Below are 24,401 nucleotides of genomic sequence, written 5' to 3'. Positions count from 1 at the left end.
CGGGCCGGTCAGCGGCGGAAGTAGCCGTCGAAGTTCTTGGAGAACTCCCGCCCGGCGAACTGGTCCCAGTTGATCGACCAGGTCATCAGGCCGCGCAGGTTGGGCTGGGCGCCGGCCTTGGGGACGTAACTGCCGCAGTTGGCCAGCTTGGTGAGGCAGTCCAGGGCCTTGTTGACCTCGGCGGGGGCGACGTAGCCGTTGCCCGCGTTGGTGGTGGCCGGCATGCCGATGGCGAGCTTGGAGGCGGGCAGCGGCGGGAACATGTTGGCGGTGTTGCCCGCGACCGGGAAGCCCTTGAGCAGCATGTCGGTCATCGCGACGTGGAAGTCGGCGCCGCCCATCGAGTGGTACTGGTTGTCCAGGCCCATGATGGAGCCGGAGTTGTAGTCCTGCACGTGCAGCAGGGTGAGGTCGTCACGCAGGGCGTAGATGACCGGCAGGTAGGCTCCGGCACGCGGGTCCTGGCCGCCCCACGGACCGGATCCGTAGTACTGGTAGCCGAGTTGGACGAAGAAGGTCTCCGGGGCCATCGAGAGGACGAAGCCCGGGCCGTACTTGGCCTTCAGGGTCTTCAGCGCGGAGATCAGGTTGACGACGACCGGGCTGGTCGGGTTCTTGAAGTCGGTGTCACCGGTGTTCAGCGACAGCGAGTGGCCCTCGAAGTCGACGTCCAGGCCGTCCAGGCCCCACTTGTCGATGATCGCCGAGACCGAGCTGACGAAGGTGTCGCGGGCGGCCGTGGTGGTGAGCTGGACCTGGCCGTTCTGGCCGCCGATCGAGATCAGCACCTTCTTGCCCTGGGCCCGCTTGGCGGCGATGGCCGCCTTGAAGTCGGCGTCCGACTCGACGCCCGGGCACTCGGTGACCGGGCAGCGGTTGAACCGGATGTCACCGGAGGTGACGGAGGTCGGCTCGCCGAAGGAGAGGTTGATGAAGTCCCAGGAGTTCGGGATGTCGGCGACCCGGGTGTACCCGGCGCCGTTGGCGAAGCTGGCGTGCAGGTAGCCGACCAGGGTGTGGCCCCCGGCGGGCGGGGAGGTGGGCGTGGCGGTGTCGGTCGGGGTCGCCGTCGCGGTGGGCGAGCCGGTGTCGGTGGGCGTCACCGTCGGGGAGGCCGTCGCGGTCGGGGAGGCGGTCGCCGTCGGGCTCGGCGCGCCGGGGCCGTCCAGCGAGACGTCGTCCGCGTAGTACGTGCCCTGGCCGTACCAGCCGTGCGTGTACACGGTGGCGCTGGTCTGGCCGGCGCCCGTGGTGAAGCTGACGCTGAGCTTCTGGTACGCGCCACCGGTGCCGGGCGTCCAGGTGCTGGTGCCACCGTCCACGCCGAGGTAGACGTACGAGCCCTTGAGGTACGCGCTGAGCGTGTAGGTGGTGTTCGGGGCGACGGTGACGGTCTGGGCGCAGCGGGCGATGTCGCTCGCCGAGGCGGCCGCGGCGAGCGCGTAAGTGCCGCCGTGGGCCTGGCCGGTGACGACGCTTCCGGTGCCGCCGGTGCAGCTCCAGGGGGCCAGGGAGCCGCTCTCGAAACCGCCGTTGACCAGGAACTCCCCGGCCGAGGCGGCGGGCGCCAGGCCCAGGGTGAGGCCGACCATGGTGGCGGCGGCGACGGCCGAGGCGGTGCCGGCGGCGAGCAGCGTCCGGGGACGGCGGCGGCCGGGGGTGGTGGTGGGCAGGGGCACTGTTCTGCGCATGCGGGGACTCCTGCGGGGGCGCGATCGTGGGGGACGTCCGAGGGCACGGCAGAGGTACGCGCCAGTGGGGGATCGGCCCGACCTCGCACCCAAGTTGGACTAGACCACTGAAGTGGATCCGGCCGTACGGTGTCAATGGTCCAGACCGGTCCGGTAGCGGACAGCCGCACACCGGGCCGCCTTCCCGGTTGCCGGGAGTGACACCCCGTCGAAGGATGGAGGGGTGACCTCGCCCGGCTACCTCCGCCACCCCCACCTGCACGGGGGCCTGCTGGCGTTCACCGCCGAGGACGACGTCTGGCTCGCGCCGCTCGCCCCGGACGGCGGCACCGGCCGGGCCTGGCGGGTCAGCTGCGACCGTACCCGGGTCAGCCACCCCCGGTTCTCCCCCGACGGCCGCACCCTCGCCTGGACCAGCTGGCAGAGCCCGGCCCCCGAGGTGTGGACGGCCCCGGTCGAGGGCGGCGAGGGCGTCCGGCTCAGCTACTGGGGCAGCCAGGACACCCGGGTCCGCGGCTGGCTGCCCGACGGTGAGGTGCTGGCCGTCACCTCCTTCCACGAGCCCTTCGGCCACTACACCTGGGCGCACGCGCTGCCATCCGACGGCTCCCCCGGCCGCCGGATGCCCTGGGGACCGGTCGGCGACGCCCAGATGGGCCGCACCAACACCGTGCTGCTCACCGGTTCGGCCCCGCACGAGCCCGCCGCGTGGAAGCGCTACCAGGGCGGCGCCACCGGCCGGCTCTGGGTGGACGGCGAGCAGATCCTCCCGGGCCACCCCGGCCACCTCTCCTCACCGATGCCGGTGGGAGGGCCCGGCGATCCCAGGATCGCCTTCCTCTCGGACCACGAGGGCATCGGCAACCTCTACTCCTGCCGCCCCGACGGCAGCGACCTGCGCCGGCACACCGACCACGCCTCGTACTACGCCCGGGAGGCCGCCACCGACGGCACCCGGATCGTCTACCAGCACGCCGGCGACCTCTGGCTGCTGGAGAGCCTGGAGGCGTCCGCGCCGCGCCGGCTGCGCGTCCCGCTCGGCGGTGCCCGGGCCGGCCGGCGGCCGTACCAGGTGAACGCCGCCGCCCACGTCAAGGACCTGGCCTGCGACCAGACCGGCCGGGCCGGGGTGGTCACCGTACGCGGCAGCCAGTACTGGCTGACCCACCGCGACGGCCCCGCCCGGGCGCTCGCCGACACCCCGGGCGTGCGCACCCGGCTGCCGGTCGTGCTCGGCCACACCGGCGAGGCCGCCTGGATCACCGACGCCGAGGGCGCGGACGCGGTCGAGGTCGTCCCCCTCCCCGGGCACGAACCGGCCGGGTACCAGGCCACCGGGCACCCGGCGACCGCGCACGGGCCGACCGGACACCCGGCCGCGGAGCCCGGGACGCCGACGCCGCGCCACCACCACCGCCTGCTCGCCGCCGGGCGGATCGGGCGCGTCCTGGAACTCACCGCCTCCCCCGACGGCACCCGGCTGGCCGCCGCCACCTCCGACGGACGGCTGCTCCTGGTCGCCACCGCCGACGGCGCCGTCCGTGAAGTGGCCGCCTCCGACTACGGCCCGGTCTCCGCCGCCCGCTTCTCCCCCGACTCGCACTGGATCGCCTGGTCCCAGCCGTCGGCCGGGCGCTCGCTGCGCCGCATCCGGCTCACCCGCGCCGACGCGCCCGCGCCGATCACCGAGGTCACCGACGGCCGGTTCGAGGACGAGCAGCCGGTGTTCACCCGGGACGGCCGCTACCTCGCCTTCCTCTCCTGGCGCGGCTTCGACCCCGTCCACGACGTGCACACCGGCGACCTCTCCTTCCCGCTCGGCTGCCGCCCCTACCTCGTCCCGCTCACCGCCGACACCCCCTCCCCGTTCGCCGCCCCCGCCGAGGACGGCGCCCCGCGCGACGACGGCGACGGCACCGTGCGGGTGGATCCGCAGAACATCGGCGAGCGGCTGGTGCAGTTCCCGGTGGTCGCCTCCAAGTACTCGGCCACCGACGCCGTGCGCGGCGGGCTGGTCTGGCTGCGCTGGCCGATCTCCGGCACCCTCGGGCAGACCTTCACCAACCCGGACGACACCTCCGGCCGCCCCTCCCTGGAGTACTTCGACCTGGTCCGGGGCACCCGCACCACCCTGGTCGACAAGCTGGACGGCTACGCGGTCTCCGGCGACGGCGGCTCGATCTCCGTCTACTCGGCGGGCACCCTGCGGGTCGTCCCGGTCGGCGCCCCCTCCGCCGGGACCGGCGTCGACCTGCGCCGGATCACCCACACCGTGCACCCGGCCGCCGAGTGGCGCCAGGCGTACCACGAGGCGGCCCGGATCGTCCGGGACCAGTTCTGGGACACCGGCATGTCCGGGCTGGACTGGCCCGCCCTGGTCGCCCAGTACGAGCCGCTGCTGGAGCGGATCGCCGGGCCGGACGACTTCGCCGACCTGCTGCGCGAACTCCTCGGCGAACTCGGCACCTCGCACGCCTATGTCACCCCGTCCCGGCGCAGCGAGGGCACCTCACCGGGCCTGCAGCCGCTCGGCCTGCTCGGCGCCGACGCCCACCGCACGCCCGACGGGCGCTGGCTGGTCGACCGCGTCCTGCCCGGCGAATCCTCCGACCCGCGCGCCCGCGCACCGCTCGCCACCCGGGGCGTCCAGCCGGGCGACGAACTGCTCGCGGTGGCCGGGCGCCCGGTGGACCCGGTGCGCGGCCCGGCGCCGCTGCTGGCCGGCACCGGCGGCACCACCGTGGAACTCACCCTGCGCGGGGCGGCCGGCCCGGACGCCCCGGTCCGACGGATCACCGTCACCCCGCTGACCGACGAACGGGCCGTCCGCTACCAGTACTGGGTGACCAAACGCCGCGCGCTGGTCCGGGAGTTCAGCGACGGCCGGTGCGGCTACCTGCACATCCCTGACCTCGGCGGCTCCGGCTGGGCCCAGTTCAACCGCGACCTGCGCCGTGAGCTGGACAAGCCGGCCCTGGTGCTGGACGTGCGCGGCAACGCCGGGGGCAACGTCTCCGAGCTGGTGCTGGAGAAGCTCACCCGGCGCGTGCTGGCCTGGGACTTCAGCCGCGGGCGGCAGCCGGTGCGGTGGCCGCGCTACGCCCCGCGCGGCCCGGTGGTGGCGCTGGCCGACGAGGCCACCAGCTCGGACGGCGATGTGATCATCGCGGCGATCAAGCTGCTGGGGCTGGGCCCGGTGGTCGGCAACCGCACCTGGGGCGGGGTGGTCGGCATGACCGGTCGGCACCTGCTCGGCGACGGGACGCAGATCTCGGTACCGAAGAACGCCTCCTGGTTCACCGGCGGGCTCGGCTGGTCGGTGGAGAACCACGGCGTGGAACCGGACGTGCACGTGCTGCGCACCCCGCACGACTGGGCCCGGGGCCGGCACACCGAGCTGGTCACCGCGGTGCAGCTGGCGCTGGAGCTGCTGGAGGACGCCCCGGCCGCCGTCCCGCCGCCCGACGACACCCCGCGTCCGGATCTGCGGCGGCCGCCGCTGCCCCCGCGTGAGCGCTGAACCGGGCGCTGCCGCGGTGGACGCCGAACGGCGCGAGCGCCGACGGATACGCCCCGTCGGCGCTCGCGCCGTTCAGTCCCGCTCAGTCCCAGGGATCGCCCTCGGCGGTCATGTCCTCGCGGGCCCGTTCCTCGGCCTCCCGCTCGGTGAGCCGCTCCGCCGACCTGGCCTCGCGGACCTTCTCCGTCTCGTCGCTGAACGCGTCGGCGGCCTCGTCGTGGGCGAGGGCGGCACGCCGGGCGGCCTCCGTCGCCGCGGTGGTGTCCTGCTCATGGCTCCCGCCGAGGGAGGACCTGGCCTCCCCGGCGTCGTGCGCCCTGTGGCGGAACCTGTCGAAGATGCCCATGACTCCTCCTCCGGACGGATACCGGGCTGCCCCCACTCTCACACCGGGGCCGGACAAGCGCATCCGCAGACGGCCGGAGCGGACGACCTGAGCAGACGGCCGGACCGGACCGGCCGCCGGTTGGGTCCTTGGTCCCGGGTAGGAAGCATCCAAGGGCCGTAGCCGCCCCGTACGGGGCGGGCGGAGGGTGGAGACGTCAGCCGCTCCCGGCGGCGCCGCCGGGCGACCCCGCAGCCCACCCGCGAAAGGCCACCCCGAACAGGCCGTCCCCGAACAGGTCACCCCGAAAGGTCACGGCCGCGCGCGGGATCCCCACCGCGCACGGGCCGGACGCGATCCGCCGCCTCTCACCGCTGGAGCCTGCCATGCCTGTCGCCGCCGAGCCGGAACCGACCGCCCGCCGCCGCGCCCACGAGGAACACGTCGGCGGACCGCGCCGACTGGTCGGACCGCTGGCCGCGCTGGACGGGCGGCTGCCCGGGACGCACGACCTGCTGCTGATGCAGTGCCCGAGCTCGCTGCGGCCGCTCGGCGGCGGCGAGCTGCCGGACTGGGCGCGGCTGGTGCTGCGCGCACACCCCTGGGTGACGGTCGGGCGGGCGCCCGCCCGGGTGGGCGCTCCGCTGGACACCCCGCACCCGGTGCGCTGCACCCGGGACGTCTCGGCCGCGCCCGAACACTGGCTCCCGGTGACGGTGCGCGGCCCCGAGCGCGGGCAGCGGCTGGACGCCCTGGCGCCGAAGGCGGCGGTGGCGCGCACGCTGCGGCCCGAGCAGCTGATCGGACGGCACGCCCTGCTGCCGGCCGCCCGGGTGGCGGCCGTCCCCGCGCTGGCGGTGCTGCCGGTGGTCGACGAGCTGGTCGCGGACCACCGGCTGGCCTGGGGCCCGATCGGCGCGATCGGCTACGAGCTGGCCACCGGCGAACCGGTGACCGGACCGCTGAGCCCGCTGCGGCTGGTGCTGCGCGCCCCGCAGCCGGTCAGCCGACGGGACGCGCTGCACCTGCGACGGGCGCTGAGCAAGCTGCCCGTACCGGTGCAGGCCGAACTGGAGACCCGGCACGGCGCGGTGCTGCTGGCCGAGTACGCGGCCGGGCCGCTGACCCTCACCCTGCTGACGCCCGACGGGCCCCGGGAGGTCCACGACCCGTGGTTCCCCCAGGGCCTGCGGCCCGGGCCGTTCAACCGCTGACGCTGGCCGTGCCGCTCTCCAGGTGGCCGGTGAACCGCTGCGACCAGGTGGCGTCGGCGTCCACCGTGACGGTGAAGTCGTACCAGCCGTCGGTGTAGGCCACCGCGTTGAAGAAGTCGCTCACGCTGCCGCCGGCCGGCACCTGGTACGTCCAGGGGCCGTCCGTGCGGTAGTTGTTCGAGGCGATGGTGAAGGTCAGCGCGGTGGTGCCGGAGTTGGCGAGCCGGAGGTAGAGGGCCAGCCGGCCGGTGCCCGGCTCGACCGCGTACGAGGCGGTGACGGCCGCGTTCCGGCCCGCCTTGGTGGTGTCGCCCTTGAAGCGGCGCAGGAAGCGGTTGGGGCCGACCACGGACAGGTCGTACTGGCCGCCGCCGTAGCCGGTGCCGCAGTTGAAGAAGTCGTTCTGCCTGCCGCCGGGGTCGACGGTGTACTGCCAGGGCCCGCCGCTGCGGTAGGCGTTGGCGTAGGCCGCGAAGTGGGCCGACTTCCGGGCCGCCGGGCCCTCGTTGGCCATCGCCAGCCAGACCTTGACCGCGCCGCCGGAGCCGAACTCCAGGTGGTCCAGGTTGGCGTTCGGCTGGTACGGCAGGGCGCGCGCCGGGCGGGTGCCGGGCTCCTGGACGGGCAGCTTGTTGTCGACCGGCGCCGGGTTGGGCAGCGGTCCACAGCTCGCCATGCCGATCACCGCGTCGGTGTTGGGCAGCGCCGGGAGGCCGTAGACCGGGTTGGCGAAGTCGAAGGCGCTGGTCAGGTCGCCGCAGACGCGACGCCGCCAGTCGCTGATGCTGGGGCAGCTGGCGGGCTTGCCGAGGGCGGCCGTCCACTGCTCCAGGAAGCGCAGGACGGAGGTGTGGTCGAAGACCTCGGAGTTCACCCAGCCACCTCGGGTCCAGGGCGAGATGGCGATCATCGGGACGCGGAAGCCGAGGCCGATGTTGGTCCCGTTGTAGAACTCGCCCGGGGTGCCGGCCGGGGCCGCGGGCGGCGGGACGTGGTCGAAGAAGCCGTCGTTCTCGTCGTAGTTGAGGAAGAGGACGGTGGAGTTGAAGACGTCCGGGTCCGCGTTGAGCGCGTCGATCACGTTGTGGACGAAGTGCGCGCCGTCGGTGGGGGTCGAGTACGGGTGCTCCGAGGAGCCCTGGTCGGGGACGATCCAGGAGACCTGCGGAAGGGTGCCGCCGCGGACGTCGGCCTTGATCGCGGCGACGATGTCGTCCGGGGTGCGGCCGGTCGCCCTGGGGACGGAGCCCATGCCCTTGACGGCCAGCGGGCTGCCGGCCGGGGCACCGGTGAACTGCGTGAAATAGGCCAGGGCGTTGTCGCCGTAGTTGTCGGCGGCGTTCTGGTAGACCTTCCAGCTCACACCGGCGTTCTCCAGCGCCTCGGCGTAGGTCTGCCAGCGCAGGCCCTTCTCGTCGCCGCCGTCGTACGCCGGGCCGCCCGCGGTGCCGGCCGGGTCGATCTGGCCGGACCAGTGGTAGGTGCGGTTGGGGCCGGTGGCGCTGAGGACGGAGCAGAAGTAGGCGTCGCAGATGGTCCAGTTCTCGGCGAGCGCGTAGTGGAACGGGATGTCCTGGCGGGTGAGGTGGCCGAGGGTGCGGACGTTCCCCTTGGCGGCGACCCAGGAGTCCAGCTTGCCGCCGTTCCACGCCCGGTGCTGGTCGCTCCAGGCATGACTCAGATCCCCATTGCACTGGGCCAGGCGCGCGGGGTCGGCGCCGCCGGCCGGTTTGGTGGCGCTGAACTGCCAGGGGTACTGCCGGCCGAGCCCGTTGGGCTGGTTGAAGACGCTGTAGCCGCCGGCGATCTGGATCGCGCTGCGGTCGGCGAAGCCGCGCACGCCGCGCAGCAGGCCGAAGTAGTGGTCGAAGCTGCGGTTCTCCTGCATCAGGATCACGATGTGGCGCGCGTCGGCGATGGTGCCGGTCTGCGACAGCGCCGCCGAGGGCACGGTGGCGGGCCCCGCGGCGGGCGCCGCCCCCGCTCCGGTGCTCCCGGCCACGGCCAGACCCGCCGCGGCGGCGCCGGACAGCGTGACGAACTTCCTACGACTCAGCTCGGCCATCAGCCCGGCCCGTCCCTTCGCTGGCGATGTTGTGCACACAAGTCGGCGCTCATCGATCGCGCAGCATCCTCCTCCCGCCCCGAACGGCCCCACCAGAGGGCCGCGCCAGGGTTGGCGGACTGTTCTCCCCGCCGTCACCGAGCGGCCGGGAGCTGAACGGCGGGCCGCCCCACCGGGGTGCCGGACCCGGCGGCGGGCCGGGCCTGAGGGCGGGTCGGGCGCGAGCTCAGCCGTCCTTCACGGTGATGCCCAGGGCGTGGGCGAACTGGGGCGCCAGCTCCATCAGTTGGAGCGAGCTGATCAGGGCGCCACGCAGGCCCTCGGGCCCGTCGGTGAGGCCGAGCCGGACGGCGCCGCGCAGATCGGTCCTGGTCATCCTGGCGCCGCGCAGCCGGACCTCCTCCAGGGTCGAACCGGGGAAGGAGACATCGGTCAGCTTCGCGTCGCCGAAGTCCACGTCGCGCAGCAGGCAGTCCTCGAAGACGACGTCCCGCAGGACGGCGGCGCGCAGATTGACGGCCTCCAGCTTGCAGCCGCGGAACACCACCCGGCGCAGCGCCGAGCCGTGCGCGGCGACGCCGGCCAGGACGCCGCCGGTGACGGCGCTGTCCTGCCAGTCGCTGTCGCTGAGTTCGCAGGCCACCCAGCGGCCGGCCTGTGCCCACACCTCGTTGAAGCGGGCCTGGCGGAGCTTCATCCCGCTCAGCGAGACGCCGGTGAACGCGCACTCCAGGAAGGTGGCACCGCCGGCCGACTGGTCGCGGTACTCGCCGCCGTCGAAGTGGACGGTGTCGTAGCGCTCGTCACTGCGCAGCGGCCCGGTGTGCGGGCGCAGCAGTGCCGCGTACGGCAGGTCGGCCAGGCGGTCGGGGACGGACAGGGGCATGGCGGTGGCACCTCACGGTCGGCGGACGGGTCCTCGTCCGCATGCTCGCACGCGGCACCGACAGCGACACCGACACCGACAGCGCCGCGACGGCGGGATCGCGGCGCCGGAAGGACCGCGCGGACGCGTGCGGCCCGGCCGCTCCGGGGAGCGGCCGGGCCGTCAGGGCTGCGGCCGGTGCGAACCGGTCAGCCGCGGAGCCAGAGGGAGTTCACCCGGCTGCGCTCGGCGCTGTTCGGGTAGGGGTTGGTGCAGGAGGTGCCGGGGCCGCCGCCCGACATCAGCTCGCTGCACGGGCCGGAGTAGTGGTCGGGCAGGCCGAGCACGTGGCCGGTCTCGTGCGCGGTGACCCGGACGGAGCTGTACTGCCGGTTCTGCTGGTAGTCCAGGAAGATGTAGCCCCGGCCGTGACCGTCGGTGCTGGCGTACGAGCCGCGCGAGTCGTTGCCCTCGTAGTAGCGGAAGTCGGCCGCCGAGCCCGAGCGGAGCTGGACGTTGGCGACCGAGCTGTTCCAGATCTGGGCGGACTGGGCTATCTGGCTGCCGAAGCTCGGGGCGCTGCTGGCGTCGTAGGTGACCACGACGGCCTTGAGGTACGGGGTGGCCGCCCGCTTGGCGAGCGCGGACTTCATCACGGCCTCGTAGAACGCCTTGTTGCCGGCGTCCTCGGCGGCCGAGCCCGCGTACCCCGTGGTGGCCGTGTAGCCCTGGACCGGCGCGGCGGCGGCCGCGGTGGGCAGGGCGACCAGGCCGGCGGCGAGCGCGAGACCGACGGCGGCGGAGAACGTCCGTGAAATGCGGTTCATGTGGGGGCTCCGATTCATGAGCGCCGCGGCCGATGGGGGTCGGCGGCGGGACACCTGTCGAGCGGGTCGATGCCCAGAGCTTCGGGCAGCGCGGCGGCCCGGCGCATGATGTCAACCGGTGATAGTGCCGCCCAATACCCCTGCTATCCGGGGCCTTTGAGGTGTCTTTGAATCGCCTTGACTCTGACATGCCCCTGGCATTCCACTCGGGCGGCGGTTAGGCTCCCGGCGAGGAGGCGGACATGGACAGGACGAGCGGAAAACGCGAACGCGTAGCGGGCCGCCCGTACCGGCCGGGCGGCCCGCTACCGGTGCCGGTCGGGCGTCAGTGCGCGGCCCGCAGGCCGTTCTCCCAGAGGGCGTCGACCTGCTGGCGCTCGGCGGCGTCCGGGTAGGGGTTGGTGCAGGACGGGCCGGGACCGCCGCCGGACATCAGCTCGCTGCACGGGCCGGAGTAGTCGTCCGGCAGGCCGAGCACGTGGCCGGTCTCGTGCGCGGTGACGCGCAGTGAGCTGTACTGCTGGTTCTGGGTGTAGTCGAGGAAGATGTACCCGTGGCCGTGGCCGTCGGTGCTGGCGTACGAGCCGTTGCTCGGGTCGTCTCCCTCGTAGTAGGAGAAGTCGGCGTTGCCGCCCTCCTGGAGCTGGACGTTGCCGACCGAGCCGTTCCAGATCTGGGCGGCCTGGGCTATCTCACCGGCGAAGGACGGCGCATTGGTGGTGTCGTAGGTGACCACGACGGACTTGAGGTAGGGCGTCTTCGCCTGCCTGGCCAGGGCCGACTTCATCACGGCCTGGTAGAAGGCGAGGTTGTCGGACCGGTGCGCGGCCGTCCCGGCATGGGCGGTGGCCGTGTAGCCCTGGACGGGCGCGGCGACGGCGGCCGTCGCGGTGGCGGGGACTGCGGCGAGACCGGTCGCGAGGACCAGGCCGAGGGCGGCCGACAGAACGGATCGCTTCACGTGGGGGCTCCGATTCACGGATGCCGGAGCGCCGTCGGCCGATGGGGGCCGGCCGCGGCGGGGATGGGCTCTCTGCCCCAGAGCTTCGACCCGGCCCGCCTCCCGGCGGATGATGTCAATCGGCGATAGCGGCGCCCAATACCGCAGGACCGTCACAACCTTGACGCATGTCATGTCCTTGGCGAGTCAGGTTGGCGCCGTTATGCTCCCGATGTGGAGCTCGACGTGAGACACCTCCGGGTGCTGTGCGCGATCGCCGACACCGGCAGCCTCCGCAAGGCCGCGTTGCAGCTCGGCATGACCCAGCCCTCCCTCACCACCCAGTTGCACCGCATCGAACGGACCGTCGGCGGCAGCCTGTTCACCCGTGAGCAGACCGGCAGCCGGCCCACCGCGCTCGGCCACTCGGTGCTGTCCCGGGCCAGACCGGTGATCGCCGAGATGACCGCGCTGGTCGCCGCCGCCCGGCAGGAGGCCCTGGAGTCCGCGGGCAGCGAGCGCAAACGGCGGCTGCGGATCGGCAGCGTGGGCAGCCGGGCGGTGGCGGCCTGGCTGCGCCGGGTGCACGACCGGCTGCCGGAGACGGACACCACCATCCACATCGACATCTCCGCCAACGCCCTGCTGCGGATGGTCGCCGCCGACCAGTTGGACGTCGCCTTCGTGCACGAGAGCGAGGGCTTCCCGCTGCGGGTGCCGCCCGATGCCGAACACCGGGTACTGATGGCCCGTGAGCCGCAGTTCGTCGCACTCGCCGCCGGCCATCCGGCCGCCACACTGCCCGTCGTCCACCTGGCCGACCTCGCCGAGGACACCTGGATGGTGGACCCGACGGCCGACCACGAATACGCGGCGATGCGCCGGGTGTTCACCGAGGCCGGGCTCAACCCGCGGGTGGTACAGGTCCGCGACAACGCCACCGCCGCCGAACTCGTCGCCTCCGGCGAGGCCGTCCGGCCCTGCCAGCCGACCTCGTCCCCCGGGCCCGGCACGGTCGTCCGGCCGGTGCACGGCGACCCGTTGGCCGTCCGGCTGCTGCTGGCCTGGCGGCCGCGCGCGCTCAGCCCGCGCGCGCTCGACGCGCTCTACGGGGAGTTGCGCGCCGCCTACCTGGACCTGGCCCGGGTGAATCCGGCCTATCTGGCCTGGCTGGTCCGACACGACCAGGTACTGCACCACCTGCTGGGCCAGGACCTCGACGACCGCCCGTCCGAGGGGCAGGCCCGCGCGGCTCAGTCCGCCCCGGCGGCTCCGCCCTCCCTGGCGTGCGGCACCTCGGGCGACGGCACGGCGCGATGAGGGCACTCCCGACATGCCCGTTTCGCCCGTTTCGCCCGTTTCGCCGCTCCGTCAGCCCCAGTTGACGCCGCCGTGCGCGAACCGGGTGACAGCTCGGCGGGTTTCCGGGCATGCCCGCGCGCCGTACGCCACGGCCCGGCGGATCACCCCGCTAGATTCGTCCCGGTTGACAGGGAGCGGGTCCGGGCGGACTCCACGACACGGGTGGCCTGCGGGCAACGCGGAAGGTCAAGGCCGGTGGCAGGACAGCGGGGGCGGCGCCGTTCCCCCCGTGTCCGCACCACCGGCCTCGTGATCACCGCGCTGCTCGCCAGCGCCTGCCATGCCGTCGCTGTGGCCGCGGCCCTCCCGCGGGCGGCCGCGGTCCTTCCGCGGAGGGCGGCGAAGGCGAGCCACTTCTCCCGGCCCACCTTGACGCAGTCCACGCCCGCCAGACCGGGCGAGCCCAGGCCGGCCAGGCCCTTGCGGGTCGCCACCACGACGGCGACGAGGTTGACCTCGCTCGCGACGGAGTGTGGCCGCGCGGTCGCGATTCGGCGGATCGGCCCGGCTCCGTGTAACCTCTTCCAGGTCAGCAGGCGCCGCTAGCTCAGTTGGTTAGAGCAGCTGACTCTTAATCAGCGGGTCCGGGGTTCGAGTCCCTGGCGGCGCACATGGCAAGGTCTCAGGCCGTTCACCTCAGGTGGACGGCCTGAGGCGTTTCCGGGGCAGGGCACCGGACGCCGAGTGCGGGGCGGCGTGCCCCGTCTCAGCGGGTGTCCAGGATCGCCGAGGCCACCGCGTCCGGCCGGTCGAACATCAGCAGGTGACCGGCCGGTGCGGTGGTCCGGAAGTCGGCCCCGAGCAACGCCGCGAGTTCCCGCTGGCCGCCCAGCCAGTCCTGGGTACGGCGGGTCCGACACCCGTCGTCGGCGGCGAGCACGGTGACCGGCAGGTCGTCCGGCAGCGGCGCGGTGCACCGCAGTTCGTCCAGCTCGGCGGCCATGTCCAGGTAGCGCGCGTTCTCCCGGAGCAGCGCGCGCAGGGCCCGGCCGGTCCGGTAGCAGTGCCGCACCAGGGGCGCCGGGGCGAGGTCCTCCCGGCGGACCGTGGACGCTCTGGCGGTCAGCCGGCGCGCGGTCGGCCCGAAGAGGTAGGGCACCGCGACCGCCGTGGCCGCGCCCGCGATGGTACGGGCCGCCAGATCCCGCAGTCCGGGAGCCGGGCGCGGGCGCGGGTCCGACTCGACACTGCCGTCCAGCAGGACCAGCCCGGCCACCCGCTCCGGGTGCAGCCGGGAGAAGGCCTCGACGTGGAACCCCGCCAGCGAGTGGCCCGCCACCGTGCAGGGCCCGTGCAGCCCGAGCGCGTCCAGCACGCCCCGGATGCGTTCGGCCTCGCCCGCCGCCGAGGGGGCCGGACGGGTCGCGGGCTCCGGCGCGCTCAACCCGTACCCGGGCCGGTCGAACCGGACCACGGTGCGGTACGGGGCGAGGAAGGAGACGACGAGGTCCCAGTCGAACCAACTGCTGCCGAGCCCGCCGGTGAGCAGGCAGACCGGCCCGTCGCCCTCGATGCGCACATGCAGGGGTATGCCGTCGATGCGTAGGAACGTCGCCGTCGCGCCCCCTCTTTCCATGGTCATCGCGACTCCCACCCCTCGGCCCCGGCCTGGCCCTGCGCCGCGTCGTGCTCGACGTGCCGTTCGGGGTGCCGCCCGGTGCACTGCCCGGCGTGCCGTCCGGTGCCGCCGTGAACGGCCGCCGGCCCCTCGAAGCGGGCGACGCTCCGGGCCAGGACCGCCAGCCAGAGTGCGACCAGGAGGACCTGGAGCCGCTGGCCCGCGCCCAGTGACCAGGTGCCGTGACCGGCCTCGAAGGCGGCGATCGCGGCCAGGCTCCAGCCGGTGGCCAGCAGCTCGCCGGCCAGCAGCCACGGTCCGAACCGGCGGACCGGCGGCCACCAGCCGTAGCGCCGGGCCGCGACGGTGAGCGCGATCAGCCCGGTGAGCGCCCCGACCATGGCGAGGCTGCTGGTCACGGCGTGCGCGGTATGGGTGGCCGGGACCAGCCCGGCCGTCTCCCGGGCCGCGCACATCTCGTCGCTGGTGGGCGCGCAGCTCAGTGGCAGGCGGGAGTCGGCGGCCGTGGCCACGCCGAACAGGGCCAGCGCCGCCCAGCCGGTCACCGCCCAGGGGAGCCAGGGCCCCACGCCGCCGACCGGCCCGGTACCGGCTCGGGCGCCGTCGGCCCGCGCGGTGCGGCGCGCCGCGGACCGGGCGCCCGCGACCAGGGCCGTGACGGCCGCCGCGAGGACGGCGAGCCCGGCGACCAGGTCGGTGGCCCGGAACAGCCCGCCCAGCGGCTGGTCCTCGGCGGCGAGTTCGCTGATGTACGCCTGGACCGGGTCGAGGCCGGTGCTCAGCACCACCTCCAGCACCCACGCCGTGTACGCCACCGCGCTGAGCAGCAGCAGGGCTGCGACGGCGAGCCGAGCTTTCCGGCGGCCGGGGTCTGGGCTGGGCACGTTTCCACCCTAACCGGCGGAAAACTCCGCCCCAACCGGGCGGAAACGGGCACCCTCGGCGGGCAGCGGACCCCCGGCCGGACCGCGGCGGTACGACGCACCCCTCGAAACCGTGTATTGTTTTCCAGGTCAGCAGGCGCCGCTAGCTCAGTTGGTTAGAGCAGCTGACTCTTAATCAGCGGGTCCGGGGTTCGAGTCCCTGGCGGCGCACAGACATTGGGGAGCCTCTCGCACACGCGAGGGGCTCCCCGATTTTTTTGCCCATGGTGCCCGATTTGCGTGTGATGTCGGTCTCGCTTCCTGTTCTGGCGGAGCCAACCGACCCTTTCCACGCGTTCTGGGCTGTAAACCGGAAACGGGACAAAGGTCCCTAACCGTCGACGAACCCGTCTGTGCAGGCTGGCTCGGTCCACCCACAGGAAAGGCCGCCGCTTTGTCCCGAAACGCCCAGAGCGGCCGCCGTGTGCCGTCCGTCAGACTCCGCCCGGTGAAGCGCCTGAAGCGTTCATCGGAGCGCCCCGCCCGCAGCGGCAAGCCGAAGCGTCCGAAGCGCACCGGCTGGCGCCGGCTGATCCCGACCTGGCGGATGACCCTGCTCGGGCTCGCGGCCTCGCTGCTGCTCGGCGTCGGCCTGTTCGCCCTGGGCGTCGCCCTGGTGAAGGTGCCGGACGCGCACGCCGCCGCGACCGCCCAGAGCAACACCTGGCTCTACCAGGACGGCTCGGTGATCGCCCGGACCGGCCAGACCAACCGGCAGAACGTCGGCCTGGACAAGGTCTCCCCCGCCGCCCAGCACGCCGCGCTGGCCGCCGAGGACCGCAACTTCTACCACGAGGGCGCCGTCAACGTGCCCGGTCTGGCCCGCGCCGCCTTCAACACCGCCAAGGGCGAGGGCACCCAGGGCGGCTCCACGATCACCCAGCAGTACGTGAAGAACACGTACCTGAGCCAGAAGCAGTCCGTCACCCGCAAGGTGAAGGAACTCTTCATAGCGATCAAGGTGGACGCCACCGAGAGCAAGGACGAGATCCTCTCCGGCTACCTCAACACCTCCTACTACGGGCGCGGCGCCTACGGCATCCAGGCCGCCGCCCAGGCGTACTTCGGCGTGGACGCGTCCGCCCTCAACGCCGCCCAGGGCGCCTACCTGGCCACGCTCCTGAACGCGCCCAGCGCCTACGACGTGGCCACCGCGACCCCGGCGGGCAAGCAGAACGCCCTCAACCGCTGGAACTACGTCCTGGACGGCATGGTGAAGGAGGGCTGGCTCTCCGCCGAGGAGCGGACCGCCACCGCCTTCCCCGAGGTCAAGGACCCGCAGGGCAATCCCGGTCTGTCCGGCCAGGCCGGCTACCTGGTCGACGCCGCCACCCAGTACCTGACCTCGAACCAGATCATCACCGAGGCCGAGCTGGCCAAGGGCGGCTACAGCATCAGGCTGACCGTCGACCCGGCGCGCCAGCAGGCCCTCCAGGACTCGGTGCAGGCGCAGCTGCACGACACCCTCAACCCGGACAAGCGGAAGAAGGACGCGGCCGCCCAGGCCGGCGCCGTCTCGGTCGACCCGAAGACCGGTGCCGTGGTCGCCCTGTACGGCGGTGTCGACTACACCAAGCACTACATCGACAACGCCACCCGGCGTGACTACCAGGCCGGCTCCACCTTCAAGGCGATCGCGCTGGCCGCGGCACTGGAGAACGGCGCCAAGACCCAGTCCGGTCAGACCATCACACCGCGCACGGTGTACGACGGCACCAGCGGCCGCAAGGTCCGGGGCGGCAAGGGCACCCCGTACGCGCCGCCGAACGAGGGCGACAAGAGCTATGGCCAGGTCACCCTTCAGCAGGCCACCGACTGGTCGGTGAACTCGGTGTTCGCCCAGCTCGCCCAGGACACCGGGCTGCAGAAGGTCCGGGACACCGCCATCGCGCTCGGCCTGCCGAGCAACACCCCCGGGCTCGACCCGGTGCCGTCCATCCCGCTCGGCGCGGCCACCCCGAGCCCGCTCGACATCGCCGGTGTGTACGCCACGCTGGACAACGACGGCAAGCAGATCACCCCGTGGCTGGTGCAGGCGGTGGACCGCGAGGGCGAGCAGCTCCCGCTCCCGGCCCACAAGACCACCCAGGCGGTCAGCCAGGAGACCGCGCGCCAGGTCACCTCGATGCTGCAGGGCGTGGTGAGCGACCCGGGCGGCACCGGCTGGCGGGCCAAGGCGCTGGGCCGCCCGGTCGCCGGCAAGACCGGCACGACGGACGACCAGAAGTCGGTCTGGTTCGTCGGGTACACCCCCGAGCTGGTGACCTCCGTGGCGCTGTTCGGCCAGGACCCGACCACCGGCGCCCAGGTCAGCCTCAGCGGCACCGGCGGGATCGACGGCGCGGCGGGCGGCCAGTACCCCGCGCAGATCTGGACCAGTTACATGAAGGCGGCGCTGAAGGGGCAGCCGGTCGCGAACTTCGCCTCGCCGTCGGGCGCGGACGACTCCTCGTCGAACAGCGGATCCTCCGGCGGCCCGGACAGCTCCTCGACCCCGTCCGGGTCGGCTTCCGCCCCGGCCTCCTCGGGCGGCAGCGGTGCGACGGGCGGCTCGGGCAGCGGTTCCGGCGCGGGCACCCCGCCGGGGGCGTCGAGCGGCGGGTCCTCGGGCGGCTCCGGGTCCTCGGGCGGCTCCGGGTCCTCCGGGTCCTCGGGCTCGTCCGGCGGACAGGGTGGCTCGGGCGGTTCCGGTGGTTCGGGCTCGGGCGGCGGGGCGACCGCCCCCACCCAGCCCACGACGCCCCGGCCGAGCGGCAAGCCCACCCGGACGCCGGCGCCGACCACCGGTCCGACCACCGCGCCCGAGCCCTCGGGCGGTACGGGCGGCGGCACGGGCTCCGGTACGGGCTCGGGCTCGGGCTCGGGTGGCGGCACGGGCGGATCGGGCTCCGGCACGGGCTCCGGCACGGGCTCGGATACGAGTACGGGTGGCGGCACGGGCGCGGGCGCGCTCTCCGGAGCGGGCGCGCGGCAGTAGTCGGGGCGCGTCGGCCGCGACCGCCTGGGGGTGGTCGCGGCCGACGGGCGTTTTCGGGCGATCCCAGGTTTACCCGCCACCCTGCACAGGTTCAGGCAGGACCAAATACCGAAATGGCGCCTTACCCAAGCGCCGGTATGACTGTCACAATGCGTCGGTGCACAGCTCAACGCCCCGGCTCGACCGTTCCTCGGGCAGAACCCTCGGCCTCGCCCTCGCGCTGGTCTCCGCCGTCGCCTTCGGCGGCTCCGGCACCGCCGCCAAGCCTCTGATCGAGGCCGGCCTCTCGCCGCTGCATGTGGTCTGGCTCCGGGTCACCGGCGCCGCCGTGGTCCTCCTCCCGCTGGCCTACCGCCACCGCGCCGTCGTGCTCCGCAGGCCCGGCCTGCTCCTCGGGTTCGGCCTGCTCGCCGTGGCCGGCGTCCAGGCCTGCTACTTCGCGGCGATCTCTCGGATCCCGGTCGGCGTCGCCCTGCTGATCGAGTACCTCGGCCCCCCGCTGCTCATCGGCTACGTCAAGTTCGTCCAGCGCAGGCCGATCAGCCGGGGCTCCGCCATCGGCGCCGGCGTCGCCGTGGCCGGGCTGGCCTGCGTGGTCGAGGTCTGGAACGGTCTGAGCTTCGACGCGTTGGGCGTCCTGTTCGCGCTCGGGGCGGCCTGCTGTCAGGTCGGCTACTTCGTCCTGGCCGACGCCGGCAGCCGGGGGGACCGCCCGGTGGACCCGATCGCCGTCAGCGCGTACGGGCTGCTGATCGGCGCGGTGGTGCTCACCGCCTTCACCCGCCCCTGGCAGGCCGACTGGAGCCCGCTCGGCGGTGACGTCGTGATGAACGGGCACACGCTGCCCGCGCTCGTCCCGGCGGCCTGGATGATCCTGATCGCGACCGTGCTCGCCTACCTGACCGGTGTGGTCGCCGTCCGGCACCTGTCGCCCCCGGTCGCCGGGGTGGTGGCCAACCTGGAGGCCGTCGTCGCCACCGTCCTCGCCTGGATCCTGCTCGGCGAGCACCTGGGTCTGCCGCAGATGGCCGGCGGCCTGCTCGTCCTGGCCGGCGCCTTCGCGGCCCAGGCGAGCAAGCCCGCGGTCGAACCGGCCGGTGCCGTGGCGGCCGGATCCGAGGTGACCGGGGCCGAGGTGACCGGTGCTGTCGCGGCCGGAGCGGAGGCGGCCGGTACCGCCCGTGGTTCCGGGGGACGCGCGGCCTCCCAGCGCGAGGTCAGCGACCGACCCAGCCGAACCAGTCGAGGTGGCTGAGCGGCCACACGACGGCCGACACCGGCCCGACCACGTTGTCCACCGGCACGGCCCCACCACCGGGGCCGCGCTGGTGGTAGCGCGAGTCCGCCGAGTCGCTGCGGTGGTCGCCCTCCACCCAGACGTACCCCTGGGGCACCGTGACCGGCCCGAAGTTCATCCCGGCACAGGAGTCGTCCCCGGGGTGGAGGTACGGCTCGTCGACCTTCGCCCCGTTGACGGTCAGCGTGGTACCCGAGCACTGCACGGTCTGGCCGCCGGTCGCGATGACCCGCTTGACCAGGTAGTTGTCGTCCTTCGGCGGGATCAGCCCGACGAAGCCGAGCACCGAGCCCAGGGCGTTGGACACCGGGTTCCCGCCGGTCGGCTGCGGCGGCAGCCAGTCACCCGGGTCCTTGAAGACCACCGGCTGGCCGGCCTCCGGCTCCCAGCCGGTCAACGGCGCGAGCTTGTTCACCCCGACCCGGTCGCCGATCCGCAGCGTGTTCTCCATCGACCCGGAGGGGATGGTGAACACCTGGAACAGACAGGTCTTGATCAGCAGCGCGAACACCAGGCCGACCGCCGCCATCGCGGGGATCTCGATCCACCACGGTCGGTGACGACGCCCTGCCCGCCGGTCCCCGGCGTCCTTCTGCGGCTTCGACGGCCTCGGCGCCTTCCGCGTCCGTGCCCGGCGTGCCTCGGCGCGGCCACCGCCACCGCCATCGCTGGAGCCACCGTGGCCGTTGTGGCCGCCGCCGACAGCCGGGGGCTGGCCGGCCCCGGCGTCGCTGTGCGTATCGGGCAGGTTCACCGCCATCGTCGCTGCTCACCTCTCCGGCTGGGGGAACCTGCACGCTACGCCAACCGTGAAGCCTCACGAAATCCGGCTTTTAGCTGCGCCCGACATCGCGGCCGAGGACATGTCGAGGAGAGAGCGACGCGATCGCCTGCGGATCGCCCGGTGAGTCCCGGCACCCGCGCGGCCTCGGGCACGGCCGCAGGGGCACGGACCCGGGCCCACGGGCTCGGGTACGGGCTGGGGTCCGCGGGCTCAGGCGCGGGCGATCGCCTCGTGGTGGCGGATCACCTCGGCGATGATGAAGTTGAGGAACTTCTCCGCGAACACCGGATCGAGATGCGCCCCGGCGGCCAGCTCCCGCAGACGCCGGATCTGGTCGCGCTCCCGCGCCGGATCGGCCGGCGGCAGCCTGTGCTCGGCCTTGAGCCGGCCGACCCGCTGGGTCGCCTTGAAGCGCTCGGCCAGCATGTGGACCACCGCGGCGTCGATGTTGTCGATGCTCTCGCGCAGGCTGGTCAGCTCGGCCCGCACGGCGTCGTCGATCCCCTCGGGAAGTCCGGCATCGGGGGTCGTGGGGTGATCCGTCATCGGGGCGGCTCCGCGGCTGTCTGGTGGTGGGCACCCGACCGTCCGACGGCCGGGCTCGGGCCCGGGCAAATCTAACAGGGCGCCCGGCGCGGATCCGCACCATTCGGCGTATCCGTCCACGATCCGGACAGCGTACGGACCGATGGGCGACCGGCGCCCGCGCACCGGCCGGCGCGGGCCCGGGTACTTCCGGGCACGGCGCCCCGAGTCGCTGCGCGTGGTCGGCCCCCGACCTCCCCGTAGGCTGGTGCGCGGCATGACCGGAAGTGACGAATCAGCAGTTCCTCATACCTGGAGGTACCGATCGTGGCAACCACTCGCACCGCCCGCACCGCGTGGGAAGGCAACCTGCTCGAGGGCAAGGGTCAGGTGACCTTCGCCTCCTCCGGCATCGGTGAGTACCCGGTCTCCTGGCCGGCCCGGTCCGAGGAGCCCAACGGCAAGACCAGCCCGGAGGAGCTCATCGCCGCCGCGCACTCCGCGTGCTTCTCGATGGCCCTCTCGCACGGCCTGGCCGGCGCGGGCACCCCGCCCACCAAGCTGGACACCCAGGCCGATGTCACCTTCCAGCCCGGCACCGGTATCACCGGCATCCACCTGACCGTCACCGGCCAGGTGCCCGGCCTCGACGAGGCCGGCTTTGTGAAGGCCGCCGAGGACGCCAAGGCGAACTGCCCGGTCAGCCAGGCCCTGACCGGCACCACCATCACCCTCACGGCCAAGCTGGCCTGACCCCTCTGCCGGGGCCGCCGGCTCCGATCCCGGGGCCGGCGTTCCGGCGGGTCATGCGGGCTCGGCGGGCCGGTGCGCGGCATGAACATGTGGGCGCGCTCCGGGTACTCAAGGAGCGCCCGACGGCGTGCACTCGGAGCACGCGCCCCCGGTGCACATCATGTGATGTGCACCGGGGGCGTCCGCACGTACCACCACACTTGATCTCAAAGCGGACGAATCACCCCGGCGGCGGTCACCGCGCGTTGTCGCCGCGTCTTATGATCGGCCGCAGCGCCCTGTTCTTCACGCGGGTCTCCACACGAACGCTCACCAACGAGCGCTCAGCACCGGACTCCGAGGACCTCGACAGAGTGCGGGAGCCGGCCGCCGCAGTCCCGGGTGTCCGGCCGGACCAGCGTCAAGCGTCAGCAGCGGACGGGAGCATGCCGTGCCGGGCCAGAACGAGGGGGCCGACGCACACCACCCAGGCGTGCGGCACGAAGAACCGCAACACCACCGTCGTCTGCTGTCGCCGGCCCTCCGCCCGGCCGACGGCCCCGTCGGCACCTCCGGCGCCGCACGGGACGGCACGCACGGCTTCTCCGTCAACACCGTCACCGGTGACAGGGCCATGCCCGGAACCGGTACCGGGCCCGGCACCGGTGCCGACATCGGACACGCTGCCGTACCCGGCTTCGGAGCGGCCGGCAGGATCGCCACCGCGGTCGACAGCACCGTCGTCCGCTGCCCCACCTGCTCGGCCCCGCTGACGAACGGCTCGCACCGGCCGGCCGCCGGAGCCGACCAGCCGGCCGAGGGGACCGACCGGCTACTGGCCGCGCTGCGTGCCAGCGAGTCCCGCTTCCGGGCCGCCTTCTGCGACGCGGGCATCGGGATGGCACTGATCGACCCCGACGACCGGATCATCGAGGTCAACCCCGCCTTCGCCACACTGATCGGCCGCGGGGTCGGCGAACTGGTCCGCACCCACATCCACGACACCATCGACCCGGAGGGCATGCCGCACCGCCTCTTCCCCGAACTCGTCCGGGGTGAGCGCGAACGGCTGCGGGTGGAGAAACAACTCAAGCACCGCGAGGGCCACACGGTCTGGAGCAAGGTGACCATCTCCCTGATCAGGGACGAGGTGGGGAGCCCGCTCTACACGCTCGCGATGGTCGAGGACATCACCGAGCAGCGCCGGCTCGGCGACCGCCTGGAGTACCAGGCACTGCACGACCCGCTGACCCGGCTGCCCAACCGAACGTCCTTCTTCGAACGGCTCGACGCCGCCTGCCTCACCACGAGCGGCCCGGCGGCGGGCCAGACCGGCGGCCCGGGAGACAGCCCGGCCGTCGGGCCGGGCGGAGCCGCAGCCGCCTCCCCGGCGACCGGGGCGGGCCCCGCCGGGCCGGACAGGCGCCGGGTCGGGGTCTGCTACCTGGACCTCGACGGCTTCGCCGCGATCAACGAAACACTCGGTCACCACATCGGCGACCAGTTGCTGATCGCCGTCGCCACCCGGCTCCGGCACGGATTCTCCGAACAGGCCGCCCATCTGGTGGCCCGGATGGGCGGCGACGAGTTCGCGGTCCTGGTCACCGACAGCAAGGGCAGTGACCAGCTGACCGACCTGGCCGGCCGGATCCTCGCAGTGCTGGAACAGCCCTTCGACGTGGCCGGGCACCGGCTGGTGGTGACCGCCAGCGTCGGCGTCGTCGAACGGTCCGTGCACGAGACCACACCCACCGACCTGGTCAAGGACGCCGACGCCACCCTGTACTGGTCCAAAGCGGACGGCCGGGCCCGCTGGACCCTCTACGACCCGGACCGCGGCGCCCACCAGCTCACCCGCCAGCTGCTCGCCACCGCACTGCGCCCGGCCCTGGAGCGCGGCGAGTTCACCATCGAGTACCAGCCCCTCGTCGGCCTCTCCGACGGTGCGGTGCGCGGCGCCGAGGCCCTCGTCCGCTGGCGCCACCCCCGCTACGGGACGCTCTCCCCGGACCGCTTCATCCCGCTGGCCGAGGAGTCCGGTGCGATCGTGCCGCTCGGCAAGTGGGTCCTGGAGGAGTCCTGCCGCCAGGCGCAGCGCTGGCTCACCGAGTTCCCCGACACCGAGACGTTTGTGAGCGTCAACCTCGCCGCCCGGCAGATCTGGGACTCCGACGTGGTCGCCGACGTGGCGCAGGCGCTCGACCGTACCGGTCTGCCGGCCCGGCTGCTGCAACTGGAGATCACCGAGAGCGCGCTGCTCGGCCCGGGCGGGCGCCCCCTGCAGGCCCTGCAGGCGCTCGCCGACATGGGCGTCCGGATCGCGATCGACGACTTCGGCACCGGCTACTCCAACCTGGCGTACCTCTCACGGCTGCCGGTGCACGTGCTGAAGCTCGACGGCACGTTCATCGAAGGGTTCCGCGACCCGGCCCCGGCGGGCCGCACCGAGCTCCCCGGGGCCGGCACCCGCCGGAGCGACGCCGATGAGCAGATCGTCGGCGCGATGGTGCAGCTGGCCCACACCCTCGGCCTGACCGTCACGGCCGAGGGCATCGAAAGCGCGGCGCAGGCCGAGCGGCTGCGGCTGACCGGCTGCGACACCGCCCAGGGCTGGTACTTCGCCAGGCCGGGCGAGGCCGAGCTCGTCGCCGCCATACTCCGTGAGGGCCGCCCGGGGCCGGGCGGGCGATAGCGGCGGATTGCCGCGGCTCGGCCGGAACGGTGTCCGCGCGGTGTTCGCACAGTGTGTGCGCGGCGGCGCCGGGACGGGCGCGG

At 73.6% G+C, this 24,401-nt stretch carries 17 protein-coding genes and 2 tRNA genes; 9 read left to right on the top strand and 10 right to left on the bottom strand.

Features of this window, described 5'->3' with window-relative positions; genetic code table 11:
* Window positions 1-8: 8 nt before the first annotated feature.
* Entirely contained in the window at window positions 9-1,691 is a 1,683-nt protein-coding gene (locus tag ACIQIB_RS19460) for a chitinase (RefSeq protein ID WP_400759240.1), read from the bottom strand.
* A 223-nt stretch (window positions 1,692-1,914) separates the two neighbouring features.
* On the opposite strand from ACIQIB_RS19460, the gene ACIQIB_RS19455 reads away from it, so the two are divergent.
* A complete protein-coding gene (locus ACIQIB_RS19455) occupies window positions 1,915-5,211 on the top strand; it encodes a S41 family peptidase (protein ID WP_400759238.1) in 3,297 nt (1,098 codons plus the stop codon).
* A gap of 82 nt (window positions 5,212-5,293) precedes the next feature.
* Here the strand turns inward: ACIQIB_RS19455 and ACIQIB_RS19450 are convergent, their stop codons facing one another.
* Window positions 5,294-5,557, bottom strand: coding sequence for a hypothetical protein (locus ACIQIB_RS19450; RefSeq protein ID WP_363606744.1), 264 nt, complete (start codon window positions 5,555-5,557; stop codon window positions 5,294-5,296).
* Window positions 5,558-5,922: 365 nt separating this feature from the next.
* On the opposite strand from ACIQIB_RS19450, the gene ACIQIB_RS19445 reads away from it, so the two are divergent.
* Window positions 5,923-6,750 carry a phosphoribosyl-dephospho-CoA transferase MdcG domain-containing protein gene (locus ACIQIB_RS19445; RefSeq protein ID WP_400655676.1) on the top strand — a complete coding sequence of 276 codons (828 nt, stop codon included), beginning with the start codon at window positions 5,923-5,925 and terminating at the stop codon, window positions 6,748-6,750.
* Here ACIQIB_RS19445 and ACIQIB_RS19440 read toward each other — a convergent pair.
* The 4 genes from ACIQIB_RS19440 to snpA (ACIQIB_RS19425) form a co-directional block, all read right to left on the bottom strand.
* Complete coding sequence (locus ACIQIB_RS19440; RefSeq protein WP_400759235.1) at window positions 6,740-8,815, bottom strand: phosphocholine-specific phospholipase C; 2,076 nt, start codon at window positions 8,813-8,815, stop codon at window positions 6,740-6,742. The two genes, ACIQIB_RS19445 and ACIQIB_RS19440, sit on opposite strands and share 11 nt — an antisense overlap.
* A gap of 226 nt (window positions 8,816-9,041) precedes the next feature.
* The gene (locus tag ACIQIB_RS19435; protein WP_363606740.1) at window positions 9,042-9,701 is read right to left on the bottom strand and encodes a pentapeptide repeat-containing protein; all 660 of its coding nucleotides are present in this window, start codon (window positions 9,699-9,701) and stop codon (window positions 9,042-9,044) included.
* A gap of 188 nt (window positions 9,702-9,889) precedes the next feature.
* Complete coding sequence (gene snpA, locus ACIQIB_RS19430; protein ID WP_363606739.1) at window positions 9,890-10,507, bottom strand: snapalysin; 618 nt, start codon at window positions 10,505-10,507, stop codon at window positions 9,890-9,892.
* Between the two features lie 325 nt (window positions 10,508-10,832).
* Window positions 10,833-11,468 carry a snapalysin gene (snpA, locus tag ACIQIB_RS19425; protein ID WP_363606738.1) on the bottom strand — a complete coding sequence of 212 codons (636 nt, stop codon included), beginning with the start codon at window positions 11,466-11,468 and terminating at the stop codon, window positions 10,833-10,835.
* A 213-nt stretch (window positions 11,469-11,681) separates the two neighbouring features.
* Here snpA (ACIQIB_RS19425) and ACIQIB_RS19420 point away from each other — a divergent pair, with 213 nt between their 5' ends.
* Both ACIQIB_RS19420 and ACIQIB_RS19415 read left to right on the top strand, forming a co-directional pair.
* A complete protein-coding gene (locus tag ACIQIB_RS19420; RefSeq protein ID WP_363606737.1) occupies window positions 11,682-12,767 on the top strand; it encodes a LysR family transcriptional regulator in 1,086 nt (361 codons plus the stop codon).
* Between the two features lie 578 nt (window positions 12,768-13,345).
* Window positions 13,346-13,419: transfer RNA gene (locus tag ACIQIB_RS19415), tRNA-Lys, on the top strand.
* A 96-nt stretch (window positions 13,420-13,515) separates the two neighbouring features.
* Here ACIQIB_RS19415 and ACIQIB_RS19410 read toward each other — a convergent pair.
* Both ACIQIB_RS19410 and ACIQIB_RS19405 read right to left on the bottom strand, forming a co-directional pair.
* Complete coding sequence (locus ACIQIB_RS19410) at window positions 13,516-14,391, bottom strand: alpha/beta hydrolase (protein ID WP_363606735.1); 876 nt, start codon at window positions 14,389-14,391, stop codon at window positions 13,516-13,518.
* Window positions 14,388-15,272, bottom strand: coding sequence for a DUF998 domain-containing protein (locus ACIQIB_RS19405; RefSeq protein ID WP_400759229.1), 885 nt, complete (start codon window positions 15,270-15,272; stop codon window positions 14,388-14,390). Before ACIQIB_RS19405 ends, ACIQIB_RS19410 begins: the two co-directional genes overlap by 4 nt.
* 136 nt (window positions 15,273-15,408) lie before the next feature.
* Here ACIQIB_RS19405 and ACIQIB_RS19400 point away from each other — a divergent pair.
* The 3 genes from ACIQIB_RS19400 to ACIQIB_RS19390 all read left to right on the top strand — a co-directional run bounded on the left by ACIQIB_RS19400 (window position 15,409) and on the right by ACIQIB_RS19390 (window position 19,543).
* Window positions 15,409-15,482: transfer RNA gene (locus ACIQIB_RS19400), tRNA-Lys, on the top strand.
* Window positions 15,483-15,759: 277 nt separating this feature from the next.
* Complete coding sequence (locus ACIQIB_RS19395; protein ID WP_400759227.1) at window positions 15,760-18,288, top strand: transglycosylase domain-containing protein; 2,529 nt, start codon at window positions 15,760-15,762, stop codon at window positions 18,286-18,288.
* A gap of 157 nt (window positions 18,289-18,445) precedes the next feature.
* Window positions 18,446-19,543, top strand: coding sequence for an EamA family transporter (locus ACIQIB_RS19390; protein ID WP_363606731.1), 1,098 nt, complete (start codon window positions 18,446-18,448; stop codon window positions 19,541-19,543).
* On the opposite strand, the gene lepB is transcribed toward ACIQIB_RS19390, so the two are convergent.
* Both lepB and ACIQIB_RS19380 read right to left on the bottom strand, forming a co-directional pair.
* Complete coding sequence (gene lepB / locus ACIQIB_RS19385) at window positions 19,506-20,345, bottom strand: signal peptidase I (RefSeq protein ID WP_400759225.1); 840 nt, start codon at window positions 20,343-20,345, stop codon at window positions 19,506-19,508. The genes ACIQIB_RS19390 and lepB overlap by 38 nt on opposite strands.
* 234 nt (window positions 20,346-20,579) lie before the next feature.
* Entirely contained in the window at window positions 20,580-20,915 is a 336-nt protein-coding gene (locus ACIQIB_RS19380; protein ID WP_363606727.1) for a chorismate mutase, read from the bottom strand.
* A 306-nt stretch (window positions 20,916-21,221) separates the two neighbouring features.
* Here ACIQIB_RS19380 and ACIQIB_RS19375 point away from each other — a divergent pair, with 306 nt between their 5' ends.
* Both ACIQIB_RS19375 and ACIQIB_RS19370 read left to right on the top strand, forming a co-directional pair.
* Complete coding sequence (locus ACIQIB_RS19375) at window positions 21,222-21,647, top strand: OsmC family protein (protein WP_363606726.1); 426 nt, start codon at window positions 21,222-21,224, stop codon at window positions 21,645-21,647.
* A 472-nt stretch (window positions 21,648-22,119) separates the two neighbouring features.
* The gene (locus ACIQIB_RS19370; protein ID WP_400759222.1) at window positions 22,120-24,318 is read left to right on the top strand and encodes a putative bifunctional diguanylate cyclase/phosphodiesterase; all 2,199 of its coding nucleotides are present in this window, start codon (window positions 22,120-22,122) and stop codon (window positions 24,316-24,318) included.
* The last annotated feature ends 83 nt before the right edge of the window (window positions 24,319-24,401 follow it).

The sequence above is a fragment of the Kitasatospora sp. NPDC092286 genome, assembly GCF_044755565.1.
Classification (GTDB): Bacteria; Actinomycetota; Actinomycetes; order Streptomycetales; family Streptomycetaceae; genus Kitasatospora.
Note: the sequence above shows the minus strand (reverse complement) of the source record. Positions and strands in the feature narration are given on the sequence as shown.